This window comes from Oceanitalea stevensii (assembly GCF_014837105.1).
GTDB classification, from domain to species: domain Bacteria; phylum Actinomycetota; class Actinomycetes; order Actinomycetales; family Actinomycetaceae; genus Oceanitalea; species Oceanitalea stevensii.
This window is the reverse complement of record NZ_JACSPO010000002.1, coordinates 165,196-182,379: the sequence shown is the minus strand read 5'-3', so window position 1 is coordinate 182,379 and position 17,184 is coordinate 165,196. Positions and strand designations below refer to the sequence as shown.

The following is a 17,184-nucleotide window of genomic DNA, read 5'->3' as shown; positions in this document are numbered from 1 at the left end:
CCGGCACGGCCACCCGCCAGGTCCGAAAACCGCCAGACGGGCTCGGCGCGAGGGGCTGTACTGGACCCATGACACTCACCGGTGACCGCTCGCGCACCGCGCGGCAGGCGCGCCCGGCGTGCGCGGCGGGCGACCCGCTGTTCGCGGAGCGCTACCGGGCGATCGCCGCCCGCGACAGGAGGTTCGACGGCCAGTTCTTCACGGCCGTGTCCTCCACCGGCATCTACTGCCGGCCCTCGTGCCCGGCGCGCACGCCACGGCCGGAGAACGTCACCTTCTACCTCACCTCGGCGGCCGCCCACGCGGCCGGCTTCCGCGCGTGCAAGCGCTGCCTGCCCGAGGCGGCGCCCGGCACGCCCGAGTGGGACCTGCGCCGGGACGTCACCGGCCGGGCCATGCGGCTCATCTCCGACGGCGTCGTCGACCGCGAGGGCGTCGACGGGCTCGCGGCGCGGCTGGGGTACACCCCGCGCCACGTCCACCGGCTCCTCGTCACGGAGCTCGGCGCGGCCCCGCTGGCGCTCGCCCGGGCGCGGCGGGCCCAGACGGCGCGCGCGCTGCTCGTCGGCAGCGACCTGCCGATCGCGGACGTCGCGTTCGCGGCGGGCTTCGCGTCCCTGCGCCAGTTCAACGACACGGTGCGCGAGGTGTTCGCCACCACCCCGCGGGACCTGCGAGCGCGGGCCGGCGCCCCCGGCCCGCCGCGGGCCGCGAGCGGAGGAGGCGCGACGGCGCCGGTCCGGCTGGAGGTCGACCTGCCGGTGCGGCTGCCCTTCGACGCCCGCGGGGTGTTCCGCTTCCTCGCCGCCCGCGCCGTCACCGGCGTGGAGGTGGCCGAGGTGCCCGACGACGGACCGGTGCGCTACGCCCGCACGCTCACGCTGCCCCACGGGCCGGGCGCCGTCGAGCTCGTGGCCACGCCCGAGGGACGGGAGCTGCGGGCGAGGCTCGAGCTCACCTCCCTCGCGGACATCGCCACCGCCGTCGCGCGGGTGCGCCGGATGCTCGACCTCGACGCCGACCCGGTGGCCGTCGACGCGGCCCTGTCCACCGACCCCGCGCTCGCCCCGCTCGTCGAGAGGACGCCGGGGGTCCGGGTGCCGGGCGCGGCGGACCCCGGCGAGCTCCTCGTCCGGGCACTCGTCGGGCAGCAGATCTCCGTCGCCGCCGCGCGCACGCACCTCAGCCGCCTCACCGCCGTGGCGGGCTCCCCCTACGCCTCCGCCGTGCCGGGTCTCGACCGGGTGTTCCCCACCCCGGCGCAGATCGCCCGGCACGTGCCCGCCCCCGTCCCGGGTGCGCCACCCGACCCGGACCGGCCGCTGCGACTGCCGGCCCGGTCCGTGACGGCGGTGCTCACCGCCGCCCGCGCGCTCGCCGACGGGCGGCTCGACCTCCACGTCGGGGCCGCCTCCGACGTCCTGCGGGCGCAGCTGCTCTCCCTGCCCGGGATCGGTCCGTGGACCGCCGCCTACGTCGCCATGCGCGTGCTCGGGGACCCGGACTCCTGGCTCACCGGGGACGTCGCCCTCGTCGCCGGGGCGCGCGCCCTGGGCGTGCTCGAGGAGGGCCTCCCGGCGCCGGCCGCGCACCGGGTCCTCGCCGAGCGCGCCGGCAGCTGGGCCCCGTGGCGCTCCTACGCCGCCCTGCACCTGTGGCAGGCGGCGGGCGCCGCCCGCGCCGGAGGGTCGCGATGAGCGCCGCCCGCTGGGGGACCGTGGCCACCCCCGACGGCGCCTTCACCGTGCTCGCCGACGCCGACAGCGTCCTCGCCTCCGGGTGGACCGACGACGTCGCCTCCCTGCTCCCGCTCGTGCACCCCTCGCTGCGGTCGGCACCCGACCGCGCGGACGGTGACGCGCTGGACCAGGCGCTCACCGCCGTCGTCGCCTACTACGACGGCGACCTCGCGGCCCCGGGCCGGGTGGCGGTCCGTCAGCGGTCGGGCAGCTTCCAGGGCCACGCATGGGAGGTGCTGCGCACGGTCACCGCGGGTGAGCGGATCACCTACACCGAGTACGCGGCACGGGCGGGGCGTCCGGCGGCGGTCCGCGCGGCCGCCGCAGCGTGCGCGGCGAACGCCGCCGCCCTGTTCGTCCCGTGCCACCGCGTGCTGCGCTCGGACGGCAGCCTGGGCGGCTTCCGCTACGGGCTGGCGGTCAAGGCACGCCTGCTCGAGCGCGAGGGGTTCCTCCCGGCCGGGCCGACGCTCTTCTGACCCGGGCTCACGCCGACCTGGCGAGGGCGGCGGCGAACCAGTCGACGGTGCGCTGCAGGCCCTCCTCCCACGAGACCCGCGGCTCCCAGCCCAGCTCGGTCCGGGCCAGCGTCGTGTCGGGACGCCGCACCTCGGGGTCGTCGACCGGCCGCTCGACGAACTCGATGCGTGAGCGTCCGCCCGTGGCGGCGACGACCGCCTCGGCGATCTCGAGCACCGTGCGCTCGTGCGGGTTGCCGATGTTGACCGGCCCGGGGTGGCCGCTGCGGGCGAGGGCGAGGATCCCGGTGACGAGGTCGTCGACGTAGCAGACCGAGCGGGTCTGGCTGCCGTCCCCGGCCACGGTGAGCGGCTCGCCGGCGAGGCCCTGGCGGATGAAGGTGGGGATGGCGCGTCCGTCGTAGGGGCGCATCCGCGGCCCGTAGGTGTTGAAGATCCGCACGATCCCGGTGTCCACGCCGTGGGCGCCGCGGTAGGCGGTGACGAGGGCCTCGGCGTAGCGCTTGGCCTCGTCGTAGACCCCGCGCGGACCGATCGGGTTGACGTGCCCCCAGTAGGTCTCCGGCTGCGGGTGGACCTGCGGGTCGCCGTAGACCTCCGAGGTCGAGGCCTGGACGAACCGGGCCCCCTTGTCCCGCGCCAGCCGCAACGCCCGCTCGGTGCCCACGGACCCCACGCGCAGCGTCTCGATGGGCAGCTCGAGGTAGTCCACGGGCGAGGCGGGCGAGGCGAAGTGGAGGACGAGGTCGACGTCGCCGCGCACGTGCATGTTCTCGGTGACGTCGCAGTGGACGAGCTCGAAGCCGGGCCGCTGCGCCAGGTGGGCGACGTTCCCCGGGGCGCCGGTGAGGAAGTTGTCCAGCGCCACGACCTGCCAGCCGTCGTCGAGCAGGGCCTCGCACAGGTGGCTGCCGAGGAACCCCGCCCCTCCGGTCACGACCGCACGGCCGCTGCGCTGCACTGCCCTCATCGCTGTCCTCCGTCTCGGTGTCCTGGTCTGGTCGGCACGGGTGTACGGCGGAGCATCGCCGCCTGCGCGGCCACCCGGTCCGACACCGGGCGACGACGGCGCAGCGCGGCCGGGAGGTCCGCGAGCGCGTCCCTCGCCCCGGCCCGCTGGACGGCGCCGGCCGCCACCGTCCGCCGGACCCGGGTGAGCGCGTCCCGCCGGGGCAGCCGCATCGCGCCGGTGAGGACCGCGGAGCGGGCGAGCGCACGACGGCGGGCGTCGGCCGGGCCGCGGACGGGCGAGGGGTGGTGGTGGGCGACGACGTCGTCGAGGTAGCTGAGGTGCCAGCCGTGGTCGGCGAGGTCGAGGGCGAGGCGCTCCTCCTCGCCGGGGAAGCGCACGACGTCGTCGAAGCCGCCGGCCTCGCAGAAGGCCTCCACCCGCACGACCGCACCGCAGGCGATGAAGCCGAGGAGCGGGGCACCCGGCACCTCCGGGTCACCGGGCAGCGGCGAGGCGGCCATCTCCGCGCAGGTCGGGTCGAGCCGCTCCTCGGGCCCGACGAGGATGCGTGCCTGGACGAGCCCGAGCCGCGGGTGCGCGGCGAAGTGCGCGGCCGCGGTCGCGAGTGCCCCGGGCGCCCACCACGAGTCGTCGTCGGCGAAGGCGACGACGGGCGTCCGGGCGCGCCGTACGCCGAGGGTGCGCCCGTAGGCGCCGGCGTTGCGGGCCAGGCGGACGACCTCGACGTCCGGGAAGCGCTCGCTGACGGCGTCGGCGCTGCCGTCGGTGGAGGCGTTGTCGACGTAGACGACCGGGGCGCGGTGCCGGGCGAGGGACCGCAGCAGCTCCTCGCGTCGGTTCCGGCTCACGACGACGACGCTCACGCGCTCGTCCTCGACCTCACGCCCCGTGGTGGCCTGCGTCACGCCTTCTCCTCTCGACGTCCCTCAGCATGGGGCGGGTGAGGGAGGCACGCACGCCGAGCGGCTCAGCCCTCCCCGGGGCCGCGGCGCAGCAGCGCCAGGGGCAGGGTGAGGAGGGAGACGCCTGCCGCGACGAGCATGGCCGTGGTGAACGAGCTGCCCGCGGCCACCATCCCGACGACGACGGCGCCCAGTCCCGTCCCGGCGTCGAAGCCGATGTTCCACACCGCGCTGGCCGAGCCGTAGTGCGGGCGGCTCACCGCGCGGAAGGACAGGACGAGCGTGAGGTTCTGCAGGCCGCCGTAGCTGGTCCCGACGAGGGCGGCGCCCAGGAGGAGCGCGACGACGGCGGTGGCCTGCGGGTCGCGCACGGCCCAGGCGACCACCGCCATGCCCGCGCCCGTGAGGAGGACGAGGGGCCACAGGAAGGGCCGGGGTCCGAACCGGTCGGCCAGGGCGCCCACCCGCCAGCGCGCCACGGCGGCCGCCACGGTGAGGAGGAGCAGCGCCACGGTGCTGAGGGCGGCGCTGCTGCTCATCTGGGCCATGAAGGTGATGAGCGCGCCGCCGGCGAGCGTGACGGCGAGGAGGAGGGCCATCGGGCGCAGCAGCCGCAGGTAGGGCGCACGCTCCGTCGCCTCCGGGACGTGCTCGAGCCGCCGTGAGAGGAGGACGGCGGGCACCACACCGAGCGCGGGCAGCACCCCGAGCGCGAAGACCAGGCCGTAGCCGAGCTGCTCGACGACCCACGGCCCGGCGGACAGGAGGAGCACCTGCGGTCCGGCGATCGCCAGCCCGTAGGCGCCGATGGCCGCGCCCCGCCGCTCGGGCTCGACGAGCTCGGCGACGATCGCGCTGCCCGTCACTGTGACGACGCCGAAGCCGAGCCCGCGCACCGCGGAGATCACGAGCACCGGCAGCAGGCCGTCGCTGAGCCCGAGCGCCGCCGACGGCAGCCCGAGCAGCAGCATGCCGGCCACGAGCACCGGCGCCCAGCCCAGGCGCCGCAGCGCGGTGGGCACGACGAGCTGGGTGAGGACCGTGAAGAGCATGAGGACGCCGTTGACCAGCCCCGCCCCGACGGAGCCCGCCCCGCCCTGGACCGCCCACAGCGGGGCGACGGGCAGCAGGGCGGCGTAGCCGGAGAAGGCGAGGACGGTCATCGCGACGAGCAGCGGCATCCCCGGCGCACGCCACACCGAGCCGCTCACGGTCCCGCGCGGGGCCGGTGACGGGGGCTGCACGGAAGGGAAGGGGGACATCCCCGCAAGCTAACCGCGCCGCCGCGTCTCCCCGCTCGCCCGGCCGTGCGGCACCGGGCACAGTGGGACTGTCGCCGAGCGGAAGGACCCACCATGCGGAGCACCGAGACCGGCCGGACCGGGCGCGTGGAGCCCTCGACGTGGGTGGGCCTGGCCCTGGCCGTGCTGGCGATCGCCTTCGTCGTGCAGAACCGCAGGGAGGTGCGCATCGAGCTGTTCTGGCTCAGCGTCGGGGCACCGATGTGGCTGGTGCTGCTCCTCATCTTCCTCGTCGGCTGGGCCGTGGGCGCCCTCGTGCGCCGTCGCCGCGCCCGCCGCTGACGCCGTCCGGTGGCAGGCCGGCCCGGCCGCTGATAGGCAGGACGCCCACCGTCACCGACCTCCAGGAGGACGAGATGAGCCAGGTACAAGAGTCGATCGACGTCGACGTTCCCGTGAGCACCGCCTACAACCAGTGGACCCAGTTCGAGTCCTTCCCCCAGTTCATGGAGGGCGTCGAGTCGATCACCCAGGTGACCGACACCCTCAACCGGTGGGTGACGACCGTGGGTGGTCAGCGGCGCGAGTTCAACACCGAGATCACCGAGCAGCACCCGGACGAGCGGATCGCGTGGCGCAGCGTGGGCGGCGACGTCAAGCAGGCCGGTGTCGTCACCTTCCACCGGCTCAGCGACACGACCACGCGCGTGATGATCCAGATCGACTGGGAGCCGTCCGACGCCAAGGAGAAGGTCGGCTCCGCTCTCGGCTTCGACACCCGTCAGGTCAAGGCGGACGCCGCCCGCTTCAAGGAGTTCATCGAGTCCCGCGGCGTCGAGAGCGGCGCCTGGCGCGGCGACGTCGAGAACCCCAGCTAACCCCCTGCCCCCTATCGCCGACAGCCGGATTCCTCCGGGAGGAATCCGGCTGTCGGCGCATGGGGCCGGGAGCTACGCCGCGTTCACCGCCTCGGTGAGCGCGGCATCGGCGTGGGCGAGCTCCTCGCGGTCGTAGGTGGACGTCGAGACCATGACCTCGTCGGCCCCGGTCCGCTCGGCGAGCGCCGCGAGCGACACCCCGACGGCGGTGGGCGTGCCGTACAGCGCCGAGGACAGGAAGCCCGCGATGGTGGCGCGCTGCTTGTCCGTCGGCTGCCGTCGCCGCACCGCCTCGACGGGCTCCAGCGGCGGGAAGGCCCCGGTGGTCCGCGACTCCGCCATCGCCCACGCCTCGGGGAGCAGGAGGTCACGCGCGTGGGTCGTCGTCCGGGCGACCATGACCTCGAGGCTGATGACGACGTAGGGCTCCGGGCAGGCCTCGGTGGGCCGGAACTCGCGCCGGTAGCGGGCGATCGCGCCGTCGTCCGCGGACAGGGCCGGTCCGCCGACGACGACGGGCAGCCCGGCCCGCGCCGCGACCTCCAGTCCGCTGCCGGTGGCGAGGACGAGGACGGGCGGCGGGTCCGTGACGACCGGCATCGCAGTCACCGGCCCGTGCCCGGTGAGGAAGTCCCGCAGGGCCGCGAGGTCCGCCGCGAAGGCCTCCGGCGCGTACCGCGTGGTACCGAGCGCCTCCCGGACGGGCGCCGTGAAGCCCAGGGACCGCCCCACCCCGAGGTCGATGCGCCCCGGGTGCAGCGCCTCGAGCACGGCGAACTGCTCGGCGACGACGATCGGCCGGTGGTTGGGCAGCATGACACCGCCCGAGCCCACCCGGATGCGGCTCGTCGCGGCCGCCACCGCCGCCGCCAGGACGGCCGGGGCACCGCTCGCGATCCCGGGCACCGCGTGGTGCTCGGCCACCCAGAACCGGTGGTAGCCCAGCTCCTCGGCCCGCTGCGCCCGCCCCACCGTGGCCCGGAGCGCCGCCGCGTGCTCCTCACCGGCGCGGGTTCGGGAGCGGTCGAGGAGGGAGAGGCGCAGGCGGGTCACTCCATCGAGGTTAGGACGGCCGGCCGCCCCCGTCGCGGGATGCCGCCCGCCGCGACGGGCCGCACAGTATGGGGATGGATGATGCCTCCACCGCTCCCGAGTCCCGCGACGTCGTCGTCATCGGCGCGGGACCGGCGGGTCTGTCCGCCGCCCTCGTCCTGGGCCGCGCCCGCCGCTCCGTCACGGTCGTGGACGCGGGCAGCCCGCGCAACGCCTGCTCCGCGGCCCTCCACGGGTTCCTCACCCGCGACGGCACCGCGCCGGGCGACTTCCTCGCCGTCGCCCGCCGTGAGGTGAGCGGCTACGGGGTGGAGATCGTCGCGGACGAGGCGATCGCCGTCGTCGTCGAGGACGCCGCGGAGCCGACGCTCCGGGTGGAGCTGGCCGGTGGCCGGCGCCTCCGGGCGCGCCGGGTGGTCGTGGCGAGCGGGATCGTCGACGAGCTGCCCGACGTCGCCGGCCTGGCCGAGCGGTGGGGGTCCGAGGTCCTCCACTGTCCCTACTGCCACGGCTACGAGGTGCGTGACCGGCCGCTCGTCGTCCTCGCGGGCAGCACGGAGGGCGCGGTCAACCAGGCGCTGCTGCTGCGGCAGTGGTCGCAGGACGTCACCGTCGTCACCCACGACGCCGGCCCCGTGGACGACGACGGCGCCCGGTTGCTCGCCGCCCGCGGCGTGCGGGTGGTGCCCGGGCGGGCACGGGAGCTGGTCACCGGGGAGGACGGCACCAGCGCCGTCGTTCTCGACGACGGCACGCGCGTGGCGTGCGGGGCGGTCTTCGTCGCCCCCCGCTTCCGGCTCAACAGCGCCGCCCTGGAGGGGCTCGGGGCGCGGACGGTGACGAGCGACATGGGCACGGCGCTGGAGACCGACGACGAGGGCCGCACCTCGGTGCCGGGCGTGTGGGCGGCGGGGAACGTCGTCGACCTGTCCTGCCAGGTGCTCGGCGCGGCCGAGCTGGGCTCACGGGCGGCGATCGGCATCAACGGCGAGCTCGCGCTCGCCGACGCCCACGCCGCGGCGGGGCTGCTCGAGCCGGCTCAGCGCCGCCAGTAGGCGCAGAAGTCGACCTGCGCCTTGGGCACCCCGGCGCGCTGCGCCCACGCGCGGGCACCCAGCGCGAGCGCGGTCTCGCCGACGGCGTAGACGTAGTCGGTCGGCTCCAGCCGCTCCTCGTGGAGCAGCGCGAGCGCCGCGTCCCCGGGTGCGGCGCCGGGCTCGCGCACGGCCCACCGCACCCGGGTGCTGGCGAAGCTCGGGAGCGGGCGACGGTCCTCAGGGTGGGCGACCTCGATGAGGAACACGGCGTGCTCGTCCACCGGCAGCGAGCGGGCGATCCCCTCGGCGGCGGGCAGCCCGCTCTCGTCGACGACGACGACGGCCTTGCCGGCCACCGGCCCGGTCGCGTAGAAGGTGCCCTGGTCGAGCATCCCGACGACGTCGCCGGGGCGGGCGCCGAGCGCCCAGGCTGCCGCGACGCCGGCGACCTCGCCGGTGGCGGGGTCGGTGTGGACGACGAAGTCGACGTCGATCTCCCAGCCACCGTCCGTGAGCGGGCGGGCCGCGCGGACGGTGTAGTTGCGCACCGAGCCGCGGTCCTCGGGGTCCAGCTCCATCCAGCGGCTGTACCAGCCCTCGGGTCCGCCGTCGGGCAGGACCGGGAGGTCACGGCCGGGGGCGGCGAGGAAGAGCCGGAACCACTGGTCGTAGCCCATGGGGACGAAGGTGCGGGCCAGGGTGTCGTCGGCGCCGGTGAGGACGACCCGCACGAAGCTCGGGCTCACCCGCTCGGTACGCACGACGCGGGCGTAGGTGGAGCGGGCACCGGCCGGCTTGACGGCCTTGGTGCGCTGCAGGACCTGGGTCACGACAGTGCCTCCTCGAGCATGGGCACGATCTGCTCGACCGCGTACTGCTGGGACAGGACCGTGCCGAGGGAGTAGGCCGAGGCGAGGTCCCCGTCGATGACGAGGGCGCGGCCGTCCGCGACGGCGGGGAGCTGCTGGAACATCGGGTCCTCGGTGATCTCGCTCGTCTCGATGAAGATGGGGAAGGCGACGACGAGGTCGGCGTCGAGGGCGTCGAGGCGCTCGGCCGACAGGGAGACGGAGAAGCCCGACGCGTCCGGCTCCATCTCCGCGATCTGCGGGTTCTGCACGAAGCCGAGCTTCTCGAGGAAGTCCACCCGCTCGCTGCCCTCGACGTAGGCGCCCCAGCCCTCGCTCGTGAGGGTGGCCGCGGTGGCGGTGAGCCCCTCCCAGTCCGGGTGGTCGGCGCGGGCCTGGGCGAAGGTGTCCTCGAGGTCGGTGAGGAGCTGCTCGCCCCCCTCCTGCTGGCCGAGCGCCGCGGCGATCATCTCGAGCTGCTGCTCGGTGGTCGTGAGGTAGCTCTCACCGCCCTCGGGCACGCCGATCGTCGGCGCGATCGAGGCGAGGCGGTCGTACCGGGCCTGGTCGCCCGAGCTCTTGACGTCGAGGATGAGGTCCGGCTCGAGGGCGGCGATCGCCTCGAAGGAGGGCTCCATGGTCTCGATGATCTCCGGGGCCTCGTCGTACAGGCCCTGCGCCCACGGGCCTACGCCCTCCCCGCCGAAGCCGAGCCAGTCCGAGGCGCCGACCGGCTGCACGCCCAGGGCCAGCGCCGTCTCGGCGTCGCCCCAGCCGAGCGCGACGACCCGCTCCGGCTCCTCCTCCACGGTGACGTCCCCGAACGTCGTCTCGACGACGACGGGGAAGGCGCCGTCCGTCGTCGCCGGCGCCTGGTCCTCCGGCTCCTGCGAGCCGCCGTCGTCCCCGCACGCGGCGAGGGTGAGGGACAGAAGGAGCGTCGCGGTCACGAGTCGCGCGGCAGGACGGCGTCGGGGCATGGTGGCCTCTCGGAGGAAGTCGCCCGGTGGTCCACCGGGCACGTAGGTGAGGCTAACCTAAGTACTCGTGCGGACCTTGGTCAAGAGCCCGGCAGTGCAGGGCCCCGGTCGGGCCCGGCGCGGACGCACCCGCGCCCTGTGGCTGCTCGCCGCCCTCGCGGTCCTCCTGCTGGCTCTCGTGGCGAGCATGGCCATCGGCTCGCGGGCCATCGCTCCCGCTGACGTCCTCGGCGCGCTGCTCGGCACCAACCCGGACCCGGTCGAGGCGACCGTCGTCCTCGACGGGCGGCTGCCGCGCACCGCGATCGCGCTCGCCGCCGGTGCCGCGCTCGGGGTGGCCGGGGCGCTCATCCAGGCCCTCACCCGCAACCCGCTCGCCGACCCGGGCATCCTCGGCGTCAACGCCGGCGCGGCCTTCGCCGTCGCGATCGCCGTCGGGGTGCTCGGCGTGACGAGCGTGTGGGGCTACCTGTGGTTCGCCTTCGGCGGTGCCTTCGCGGCGGCGGTCCTCGTCTACGCCGTCGGCTCCTCGCTGCGGACCGGTGCCCGCCCGGTGACGCTCACGCTCGCCGGCGTCGCGCTGGGGGCGGTGCTGAGCGGCATCACCTCGGCGATGGTGCTCGCGGACCCGGCGAGCTTCCAGGCGATGCGGGCCTGGGAGTCCGGCTCCCTCGCGGGGCGCGACGCGACGGCGCTCACCGCGCTGGCCCCGTTCCTCGTGGCCGCCCTCGTCCTCGCCCTCGCGCTGGCCCCCTCCCTCAACGCCGTCGCACTCGGGGAGGACCTCGCGCGCGCGCTCGGGGCGCGGCTGCCGCTCGTGCGGGTGCTGTCGGTCCTCGTCATCACCGTGCTGGCGGGCGGGGCGACGGCGATCGCCGGGCCGATCGCCTTCATCGGCCTCATGGTCCCGCACGTGGCGCGGTGGATCGCAGGCCCGGACCAGCGGTGGATCATGGCCTACACGATGGTCCTCGCCCCGATCCTCCTGCTGTCCGCCGACGTCGTCGGGCGCGTCGTCCTGCTGCCCGGGGAGCTGCCCGCCGGGATCGTCACGGCCGTGCTCGGCGCCCCGGTGCTCATCGCGCTCGTGCGCCGCCGCGGGGTGAGCGGGCTGTGAGCGTGTCCACGCCACGGGCGGAGCACCGCGCGCGGACCGTGGGGCTGCCCGGCAGCGCCCGCCGGGTGCCGCGCCGCCAGGTCGCCGTCACCGCCGTGCTCGCCGGGGTCACGGTCCTCCTCGCGCTGCTCGCCCTCGGGCTGGGCGACTACCCGCTCTCACCGGTCGAGGTGGTGCGGGCGGCGCTCGAGCCGGGTGCCGGTTTCGCGCACGAGATCGTCGTCGAGTGGCGTCTGCCGCGGGTGCTCACCGCCGTCGTCTTCGGCGGGGCGCTCGGCGTCTCGGGGGCGATCTTCCAGTCCCTCACCCGCAACCCGCTCGGCTCCCCCGACATCATCGGCTTCGTCACCGGCTCCTACACCGGCGCGCTCGTCGTGCTCACGGTCGCGGGCACCGCCGCCCTGTCCACGACGATCGGTGCGCTGCTGGGCGGGCTGGCCACCGCCGTCGTCGTCTACCTCCTCGCCTACCGCGGCGGGATCCTCGGCTTCCGGCTCATCATCGTCGGTATCGCCGTGACGGCGGCGCTGCACGCCGTCAACACCTACCTCCTGCTGCGGGCCGAGACCGAGGTGGCGATGGCGGCGGCGATCTGGGGCGCCGGGTCGATCTCGCTCGTCGGCTGGGACGAGCTGGTCCCGGCCCTCCTCGCCCTCGCGCTGCTCACGCCGCTCGGGCTGCTCGCCCCCTCCCTGCGCCAGCTCGAGCTCGGCGACGACGCCGCCCGCGCCCACGGCCTGCGCGTGGAGCCGGCGCGGCTGCTGCTCGTCCTCGGCGGCGTGGCGCTCACCGCCGTCGTCACGGCCACCGCCGGCCCCATCGCCTTCGTCGCGCTCGCCGCGCCGCAGATCGCGCGCCGCCTCACCGGCAGCGCCGGCCTGCCCCTCCTCCCGGCGGCCGTGACCGGCTCGTTCGTCATGCTGGGGGCCGACGTCGTCGCCCAGCACGCCCTGCCCGGCGGTGGCGTCCCGGTCGGGATCGTCACGGTGGTGGGCGGCGGCATCTACCTCCTGGCCCTGCTCATGATCGAGGTGCGACGACGGTGACCGACCTTCCCGGCGCGCGGCTCGCCGCCCGCGACCTCACCCTCGCCTACGAGCGGCGGACCGTCTCCACCGACCTCTCGGTCGCCGTCCCCGACGGGTCGTTCACCGCGATCATCGGGCCCAACGCGTGCGGGAAGTCGACCCTGCTGCGGGCCCTGGCGCGCGTCCTGCGGCCCCGGGCCGGGGAGGTCGTGCTCGACGGCCGCGCGCTCGGGGAGTACAGGTCCAAGGAGGTGGCCCGCGTCGTCGGGCTGCTGCCGCAGAGCAGCGAGGCCCCGGACGGCATCACCGTCGCCGACCTCGTCTCCCGCGGCCGCTTCCCGCACCAGCGGCTCGTGCGGCAGTGGACGGCGGAGGACGACGACGCCGTGTGGCAGGCCCTGGAGGCGACCGGCACCGACTCGCTGGCCGACCGTCTCGTCGCCGAGCTCTCCGGCGGGCAGCGGCAGCGGGTGTGGGTGGCGATGGCCCTGGCGCAGCAGGCGGAGATCCTCCTCCTCGACGAGCCGACGACCTTCCTCGACATCGCCCACCAGATCGAGCTCCTCGACCTGTTCACCCAGCTCCACCGGCAGGGACGCACGATCGTCGCCGTCCTCCACGACCTCAACCACGCGGCGCGCTACGCGACGCACCTCGTCGTCATGAAGGACGGGGAGGTGGTGGCGAGCGGTGCGCCGTCGTCGATCATGACGGCGGAGCTCGTCCGGGAGGTCTTCGGCCTGCCCTGCGTCGTCATCGACGACCCCGTCTCGCACACGCCGCTCGTCGTCCCCGCGACGGGCGACTGGGACCGCGGCCCGGGTGGCGGGAAGGCGCCGGATACGGTGAAATAGCGGGCACTTCCGTGGAGGGAGTGGGAGTGCCATGCCGCGTTACGTCATCGGTGCCGATGTCGCGCTCGAGCTCGGCCTCGGGGCGGTCCGGCCGGGCAAGGGGGCGCAGCTGGTGGCGCCGACGCTCCTGCGCTCGGAGCTGCTCTCGCTCCTGTACCGCTGCACCCGCTCGGGGCAGGTGAGCCGCGAGGAGGCGCAGGCGTGCTTCGACCACGTCCGCAGCCTGCGGATCCGCGTGCTGGGCGACCGGGTGCTGCTGCGGGCGGCGTGGGACGTGGCCGAGCGGATGTCGTGGGAGGACACGGGCACGGCGGAGTACGTCGCGCTCACCCGGCTGCAGGCCGACGCCTTCGTCACGCTCGACGAGGAGGTGGCGCGGCAGGCCGCCCAGGAGGTGCGGGTCGCGACCCTCGAGGAGCTGCTCGGCGCCCGCTGAGGTCCTACAGGTGCTCCTCCGCGTCCTCCGCGAGGAGCACACGGAGCCGCGCCTGGTCGGTCTCGTACTGCGCGAAGACCTTGTCCCGCCACGAGCTGGGGCGCTGCGCCGGGGCCTGCTGGTCCACCGTTGTGGTCACGCCGCCACCTCCGTCCGGTCCGCCGGCGGTCTGCCGGTATGTCCAGACCATCGGCCGGACCGGACGGGATGTGAGGAGTGGGGGCTACATGTCCCCGTAGCGCCGCGCGGCGGCGAGCGCCTCCTCGACGACGGCGACCGGCGCGGGCTGCGCGGTCCAGTCGGGGTAGGTGGTCCCGGGGGTCACGTAGACCGTCCCGTAGGCGGCGGTGTCCCGCTGGTAGCGCCAGCCCTCGGCGAGCGGCCCGGCGTCGACGACGTCGTAGCCGATCGAGTCGATGAACGCGGTCACCTGCTCCTTGGCGGCGGCGTCGTCCCCGGCGATCGGGATGGCGGAGCGCTCGGGGCTGCCGGCGGGACGAGGGAGCTCGGCGAGGTGGGCGAAGTTGATGTTGTTGAAGGCCTTGACGACCTTCGACCCGGGCAGGTGCTCCTGGAGCATCTCGCTCACCGTCGTCGACTCGTCGTCGAGCTCGGGGATGTGGCCGTCTCGCTCGTGGTAGTAGTTGTTGGTGTCGATGACGACCTTGCCGCGCAGCGGCTCGACCGGCACCTTCCGGTAGGCGGTGAACGGGACCGTCACGACGACGATCTCGCCGGCCGCGGCCGCCTCCTCCGCCGTCGCCGCCCGGGCGAGCGGGCCGAGCTCCGCGACGAGGTCGGAGAGCGTCTCCGGCCCGCGGCTGTTGCTCAGCACCACCTCGTGCCCCGCGGCGACCGCGAGACGCGCGAGGGCGCTGCCGATGTGTCCACTGCCGATGAGTCCGATCGTTGTCATGGGCGCTGCAACCGGATCGGCGGCGCCGGCATTCCCGGACCCGCCCCGCACCGGTGACGCGGATCTGCGCACAGGTCGCCGCGAGTGCCGCCTGTTCGTCAGGTGTCCCGGCGTGGCGACCGAGTGTCGCGGACCTGTGCGCAGGACAGCGACACGCACCGGGTGGCGCGGTCAGCCAGTGGGCTGCTGACCGATCCGCTCGGCGATGAGCTCGTGGACGAGGGTGAGCGGCTCGCGGGTGGAGGGCACCGCCACGCTACGGCCGTCACGCAGCTCGATTGAGAGGCGGGTGCTCCAGTCGATCCGGCTGGGGATGTCGCCCCTGACGGCAATGATCTCCTCGTACGGGATGCGCCGAGTGCGCACGGCGGAGCGCAGCACGAGCTCGGTGTCGCGCAGCTCGACCCGTTTGGGCCGCAGGAGCGTGAGGACGAAGACCGCGAAGAAGGCGGTGCTCGGCAGCATCGGCAGGAGGCTGCCCGACCGGTGCCTGGTCACGACCCACCACACGACGGCGAACGCGGCGACCACCAGCACCGCCAGCATCACTCCCTCCCAGCGCCGCACCTCCTGGCGCAGGAGGACGCGGGGCCGCTCCTCGCGCGGGTCGCTCGCCATGCCCGCAGCCTGCCAGGCTGTCCCGCACCGTGTCCGCCGCTCGACCGGCTCAGTCGTCGAGCTCGTCGAGCCGGGCGAGGGCCGTCAGCCAGCGCCGACGCCGCTCGTCGTCGTCCTGCTCCCACCACGGGGTGCCGCGCTCGCCCAGGCCGTGCTTGGCGAGGCCGACGCGCTCCCGGGCAGGGGCCGGGTCCTGGCCGGCCTTCCTCAGCGCCCGGACGCCGGAGCGGCCACGGCCGAGGTGGGACAGCAGCCGCTCGGCGACCTCCGGCGGGAGGCTGGGGTCCTGCCGCCGCCACCGGCGCCCGTCGAGGACGAGCCAGCGCTCGTCGTCGGTCGAGGAGTCGCCCTCGGCGCTCCGCGGAGCCGCCCGCGATCCCGTCATGGTCGCCTCCTTGCACCACCCGCCAGTCCTCAGCACCCTAGACACCCGCCGGCTCGGGCGCGCGGCGGCTTCCGCCGAGCAGGGCGCGCAGCCCAGCCTCGATCGGGTGGGACCTGCCGAGGCCGGGGAACGCGGCAAAGCTCGCGTCCAGGGCCCGCACCACCTCGATCCCCCCGTGCCGGCCGAGGAGCTGTCGGGCGACCTCGCCGGCAGGTCCCGGGTTCACGTACCGGGTCCCCGGCCACCGCCAGGCCGCAGCGGCACGCCGCCCGTGCCGGCGCGCGCCGGACACCGAGCCGACGCGGCGGGCCGCCCCGGGGCGGCCCAGCGCGGCCGAGGACGACGGGCCGATGCTCAGCCGCCAGTCGAGCTCCGCGGCGAAGAACTCCAGATGGCGCGCCTTGAGTGCGTGAACCAGCCGCGACAGCTCCGCGAGCCGAGGATCGAGCTCGGCGAGACGACCGTGGAGCAGGCCGGTCGTCGCCGCGTCGAGCCAGCCGGCCGACAGGTGCGCGCTCGTGACGTCCGCGCCGAGAAGGTTGCTGCGCACGGCTCCGACCGTCGGGGCCACCCGCTCGTCCCACACTCGTCGCGCGCGGCCCTGCCGCGAGTCCGGCGGCGGCTGGACGGCGCGCCCGTTGACCGCGAGCACGCCGGCCAGGCGCTCGGTGAGGGCGTGCTGCTCGAAGGTCCACGTGATGAGGAAGGCGGTGACCCGGGCGTCGGCGTGGGTCGGCGTCACGAGGACGTCACGGACCCGGTCGAGGGCGGCCCCCTCGACCGACCAGAGGTAGGCGACGGCGTCGAGGGCGGCCGGCCGGAGCCCGGACGGGCCGGGCGTCCCCGACTCGCGCAGGTCGAGCGGGTCCCGCGTGTACGCCCGCACGTCGAACGCGCTCATGCCGCCACCCTCCCGCGTGCGTCGACAGCGTCCGACACCAGACGCAGCCCGTCCAGGCCGGGCAGCCGGGAGAGGTGCCGGTCGATGGCCTCGACCTCCTTGCGGCCGTCCGGGCCCGAGAACAGGTGGGAGAGGACGAAGTCGACGTCCTCCTCACGTGAGATGCCCGACCCGACGGGCTCCCACGCCGTCCGCAGCGCCAGCCGCACGAGGCGCTGGGCCTTGACGTTGCCCTCGAGCCTCGCCCGGGCCTGCGTCGTGTAGAACGCGATGTGCTTGCTCTCCTGCGCGGCGATGCGGCGCAGCAGCGTCTCGAGCACGGGGTGGGGGGTGAGAGCGGCAAGGCGCTTGTACCCCGCCGCGGTGGACCACTCGTTGAGGGCGCCCCAGGTCATGTGGACCGCGATGAAGTCCTTGCCGACGATGTTCGACAGCACCGACTGCCGCACGGGCGCGAGCCGGTCACGCCAGCCGACCTTGATCCGCCGCGCCTTCACCTCGTCGAACTCGATGGTGATCCCGTGGAGCGCGAGCACGCGGGACAGGGCCTCCCCGTGCCAGAACTCCTCCCGGTTCCAGATCGTCATGAAGGTGCTCACCTCCCCGTCGCGACGTGAGGGGGTCACGAGCATGTCGCGGAGGTAGCACACCGTGTGGAACTCGACGTCGCACATGTACCGCAGCACCCGGAGGGTCTCGGGCGGGAGGGGGTCCCGCCGGAAGGCGTCCAGGTCGAGGTCCTCCCAGCGCAGGGCTTGTGACTCGCGGGCGTAACGGTCGATGTCGAAGGCCATGGCCT

General features: G+C 75.2%; 21 protein-coding genes. 9 read left to right on the top strand and 12 right to left on the bottom strand.

All coding sequences use genetic code 11. The features are described 5' to 3' along the window. The first annotated feature begins 68 nt into the window (after positions 1–68). Together H9624_RS06990 and H9624_RS06985 are read left to right on the top strand one after the other, a co-directional pair. Complete coding sequence (locus H9624_RS06990; RefSeq protein WP_251839167.1) at positions 69–1,697, top strand: DNA-3-methyladenine glycosylase 2 family protein; 1,629 nt, start codon at positions 69–71, stop codon at positions 1,695–1,697. Continuing rightward, positions 1,694–2,218: a methylated-DNA--[protein]-cysteine S-methyltransferase gene (locus H9624_RS06985; RefSeq protein ID WP_251839166.1), complete on the top strand. Its 525-nt coding sequence runs from the start codon at positions 1,694–1,696 to the stop codon at positions 2,216–2,218. Before H9624_RS06990 ends, H9624_RS06985 begins: the two co-directional genes overlap by 4 nt. Positions 2,219–2,225: 7 nt before the next feature. On the opposite strand, the gene H9624_RS06980 is transcribed toward H9624_RS06985, so the two are convergent. The 3 genes from H9624_RS06980 to H9624_RS06970 all read right to left on the bottom strand — a co-directional run bounded on the left by H9624_RS06980 (position 2,226) and on the right by H9624_RS06970 (position 5,355). Further along, positions 2,226–3,188: a UDP-glucuronic acid decarboxylase family protein gene (locus H9624_RS06980; protein ID WP_251839165.1), complete on the bottom strand. Its 963-nt coding sequence runs from the start codon at positions 3,186–3,188 to the stop codon at positions 2,226–2,228. Further along, a complete protein-coding gene (locus H9624_RS06975; RefSeq protein WP_251839164.1) occupies positions 3,185–4,096 on the bottom strand; it encodes a glycosyltransferase family 2 protein in 912 nt (303 codons plus the stop codon). Before H9624_RS06975 ends, H9624_RS06980 begins: the two co-directional genes overlap by 4 nt. A gap of 62 nt (positions 4,097–4,158) precedes the next feature. Then, positions 4,159–5,355, bottom strand: a complete 1,197-nt coding sequence (locus H9624_RS06970; RefSeq protein ID WP_251839163.1) for an MFS transporter — start codon at positions 5,353–5,355, stop codon at positions 4,159–4,161. Positions 5,356–5,448: 93 nt separating this feature from the next. Between H9624_RS06970 and H9624_RS06965 the strand changes: the two genes are divergently transcribed. Together H9624_RS06965 and H9624_RS06960 are read left to right on the top strand one after the other, a co-directional pair. Further along, the gene (locus tag H9624_RS06965) at positions 5,449–5,676 is read left to right on the top strand and encodes a LapA family protein (protein WP_251839162.1); all 228 of its coding nucleotides are present in this window, start codon (positions 5,449–5,451) and stop codon (positions 5,674–5,676) included. Positions 5,677–5,750: 74 nt separating this feature from the next. Then, positions 5,751–6,212 (top strand): SRPBCC family protein, encoded by a 462-nt coding sequence (locus H9624_RS06960; RefSeq protein ID WP_251839161.1) that lies wholly within the window; start codon positions 5,751–5,753, stop codon positions 6,210–6,212. A 72-nt stretch (positions 6,213–6,284) separates the two neighbouring features. On the opposite strand, the gene H9624_RS06955 is transcribed toward H9624_RS06960, so the two are convergent. Next, positions 6,285–7,256 carry an MsnO8 family LLM class oxidoreductase gene (locus H9624_RS06955; protein WP_286010937.1) on the bottom strand — a complete coding sequence of 324 codons (972 nt, stop codon included), beginning with the start codon at positions 7,254–7,256 and terminating at the stop codon, positions 6,285–6,287. 83 nt (positions 7,257–7,339) lie between these two features. Between H9624_RS06955 and H9624_RS06950 the strand changes: the two genes are divergently transcribed. Continuing rightward, a complete protein-coding gene (locus tag H9624_RS06950) occupies positions 7,340–8,320 on the top strand; it encodes an NAD(P)/FAD-dependent oxidoreductase (protein ID WP_251839159.1) in 981 nt (326 codons plus the stop codon). On the opposite strand, the gene H9624_RS06945 is transcribed toward H9624_RS06950, so the two are convergent. After that, positions 8,305–9,132 carry a siderophore-interacting protein gene (locus tag H9624_RS06945; protein WP_251839158.1) on the bottom strand — a complete coding sequence of 276 codons (828 nt, stop codon included), beginning with the start codon at positions 9,130–9,132 and terminating at the stop codon, positions 8,305–8,307. The genes H9624_RS06950 and H9624_RS06945 overlap by 16 nt on opposite strands. Then, the gene (locus H9624_RS06940) at positions 9,129–10,130 is read right to left on the bottom strand and encodes an iron-siderophore ABC transporter substrate-binding protein (RefSeq protein ID WP_286010904.1); all 1,002 of its coding nucleotides are present in this window, start codon (positions 10,128–10,130) and stop codon (positions 9,129–9,131) included. Before H9624_RS06940 ends, H9624_RS06945 begins: the two co-directional genes overlap by 4 nt. A gap of 67 nt (positions 10,131–10,197) precedes the next feature. Here H9624_RS06940 and H9624_RS06935 point away from each other — a divergent pair, with 67 nt between their 5' ends. From H9624_RS06935 to H9624_RS06920, 4 genes are read left to right on the top strand one after another with little or no spacing between them, the layout of a single operon-like run. After that, positions 10,198–11,247 (top strand): FecCD family ABC transporter permease, encoded by a 1,050-nt coding sequence (locus tag H9624_RS06935; protein WP_251839156.1) that lies wholly within the window; start codon positions 10,198–10,200, stop codon positions 11,245–11,247. 2 nt (positions 11,248–11,249) lie between these two features. Then, entirely contained in the window at positions 11,250–12,293 is a 1,044-nt protein-coding gene (locus tag H9624_RS06930) for a FecCD family ABC transporter permease (protein WP_251839155.1), read from the top strand. Then, entirely contained in the window at positions 12,290–13,129 is an 840-nt protein-coding gene (locus H9624_RS06925) for an ABC transporter ATP-binding protein (RefSeq protein WP_251839154.1), read from the top strand. Before H9624_RS06930 ends, H9624_RS06925 begins: the two co-directional genes overlap by 4 nt. A gap of 31 nt (positions 13,130–13,160) precedes the next feature. After that, on the top strand, positions 13,161–13,565 hold the full coding sequence (locus tag H9624_RS06920) for a hypothetical protein (RefSeq protein WP_251839153.1): 405 nt from the start codon (positions 13,161–13,163) through the stop codon (positions 13,563–13,565). Between the two features lie 4 nt (positions 13,566–13,569). Here the strand turns inward: H9624_RS06920 and H9624_RS16460 are convergent, their stop codons facing one another. From H9624_RS16460 to H9624_RS06895, 6 genes are all read right to left on the bottom strand, one after another. Next, positions 13,570–13,704: a hypothetical protein gene (locus H9624_RS16460; protein WP_286010903.1), complete on the bottom strand. Its 135-nt coding sequence runs from the start codon at positions 13,702–13,704 to the stop codon at positions 13,570–13,572. A gap of 84 nt (positions 13,705–13,788) precedes the next feature. Continuing rightward, positions 13,789–14,481, bottom strand: coding sequence for an NADPH-dependent F420 reductase (locus H9624_RS06915; RefSeq protein ID WP_251839152.1), 693 nt, complete (start codon positions 14,479–14,481; stop codon positions 13,789–13,791). 171 nt (positions 14,482–14,652) lie between these two features. After that, a complete protein-coding gene (locus tag H9624_RS06910) occupies positions 14,653–15,099 on the bottom strand; it encodes a PH domain-containing protein (protein ID WP_251839151.1) in 447 nt (148 codons plus the stop codon). A gap of 49 nt (positions 15,100–15,148) precedes the next feature. Next, complete coding sequence (locus H9624_RS06905) at positions 15,149–15,484, bottom strand: 2-polyprenylphenol hydroxylase (protein ID WP_251839150.1); 336 nt, start codon at positions 15,482–15,484, stop codon at positions 15,149–15,151. A gap of 37 nt (positions 15,485–15,521) precedes the next feature. Further along, positions 15,522–16,385, bottom strand: coding sequence for a hypothetical protein (locus tag H9624_RS06900; RefSeq protein ID WP_251839149.1), 864 nt, complete (start codon positions 16,383–16,385; stop codon positions 15,522–15,524). After that, complete coding sequence (locus H9624_RS06895) at positions 16,382–17,179, bottom strand: ferritin-like domain-containing protein (RefSeq protein WP_251839148.1); 798 nt, start codon at positions 17,177–17,179, stop codon at positions 16,382–16,384. The genes H9624_RS06900 and H9624_RS06895 overlap by 4 nt, the downstream gene beginning before the upstream one ends. Between the last annotated feature and the right edge of the window lie 5 nt (positions 17,180–17,184).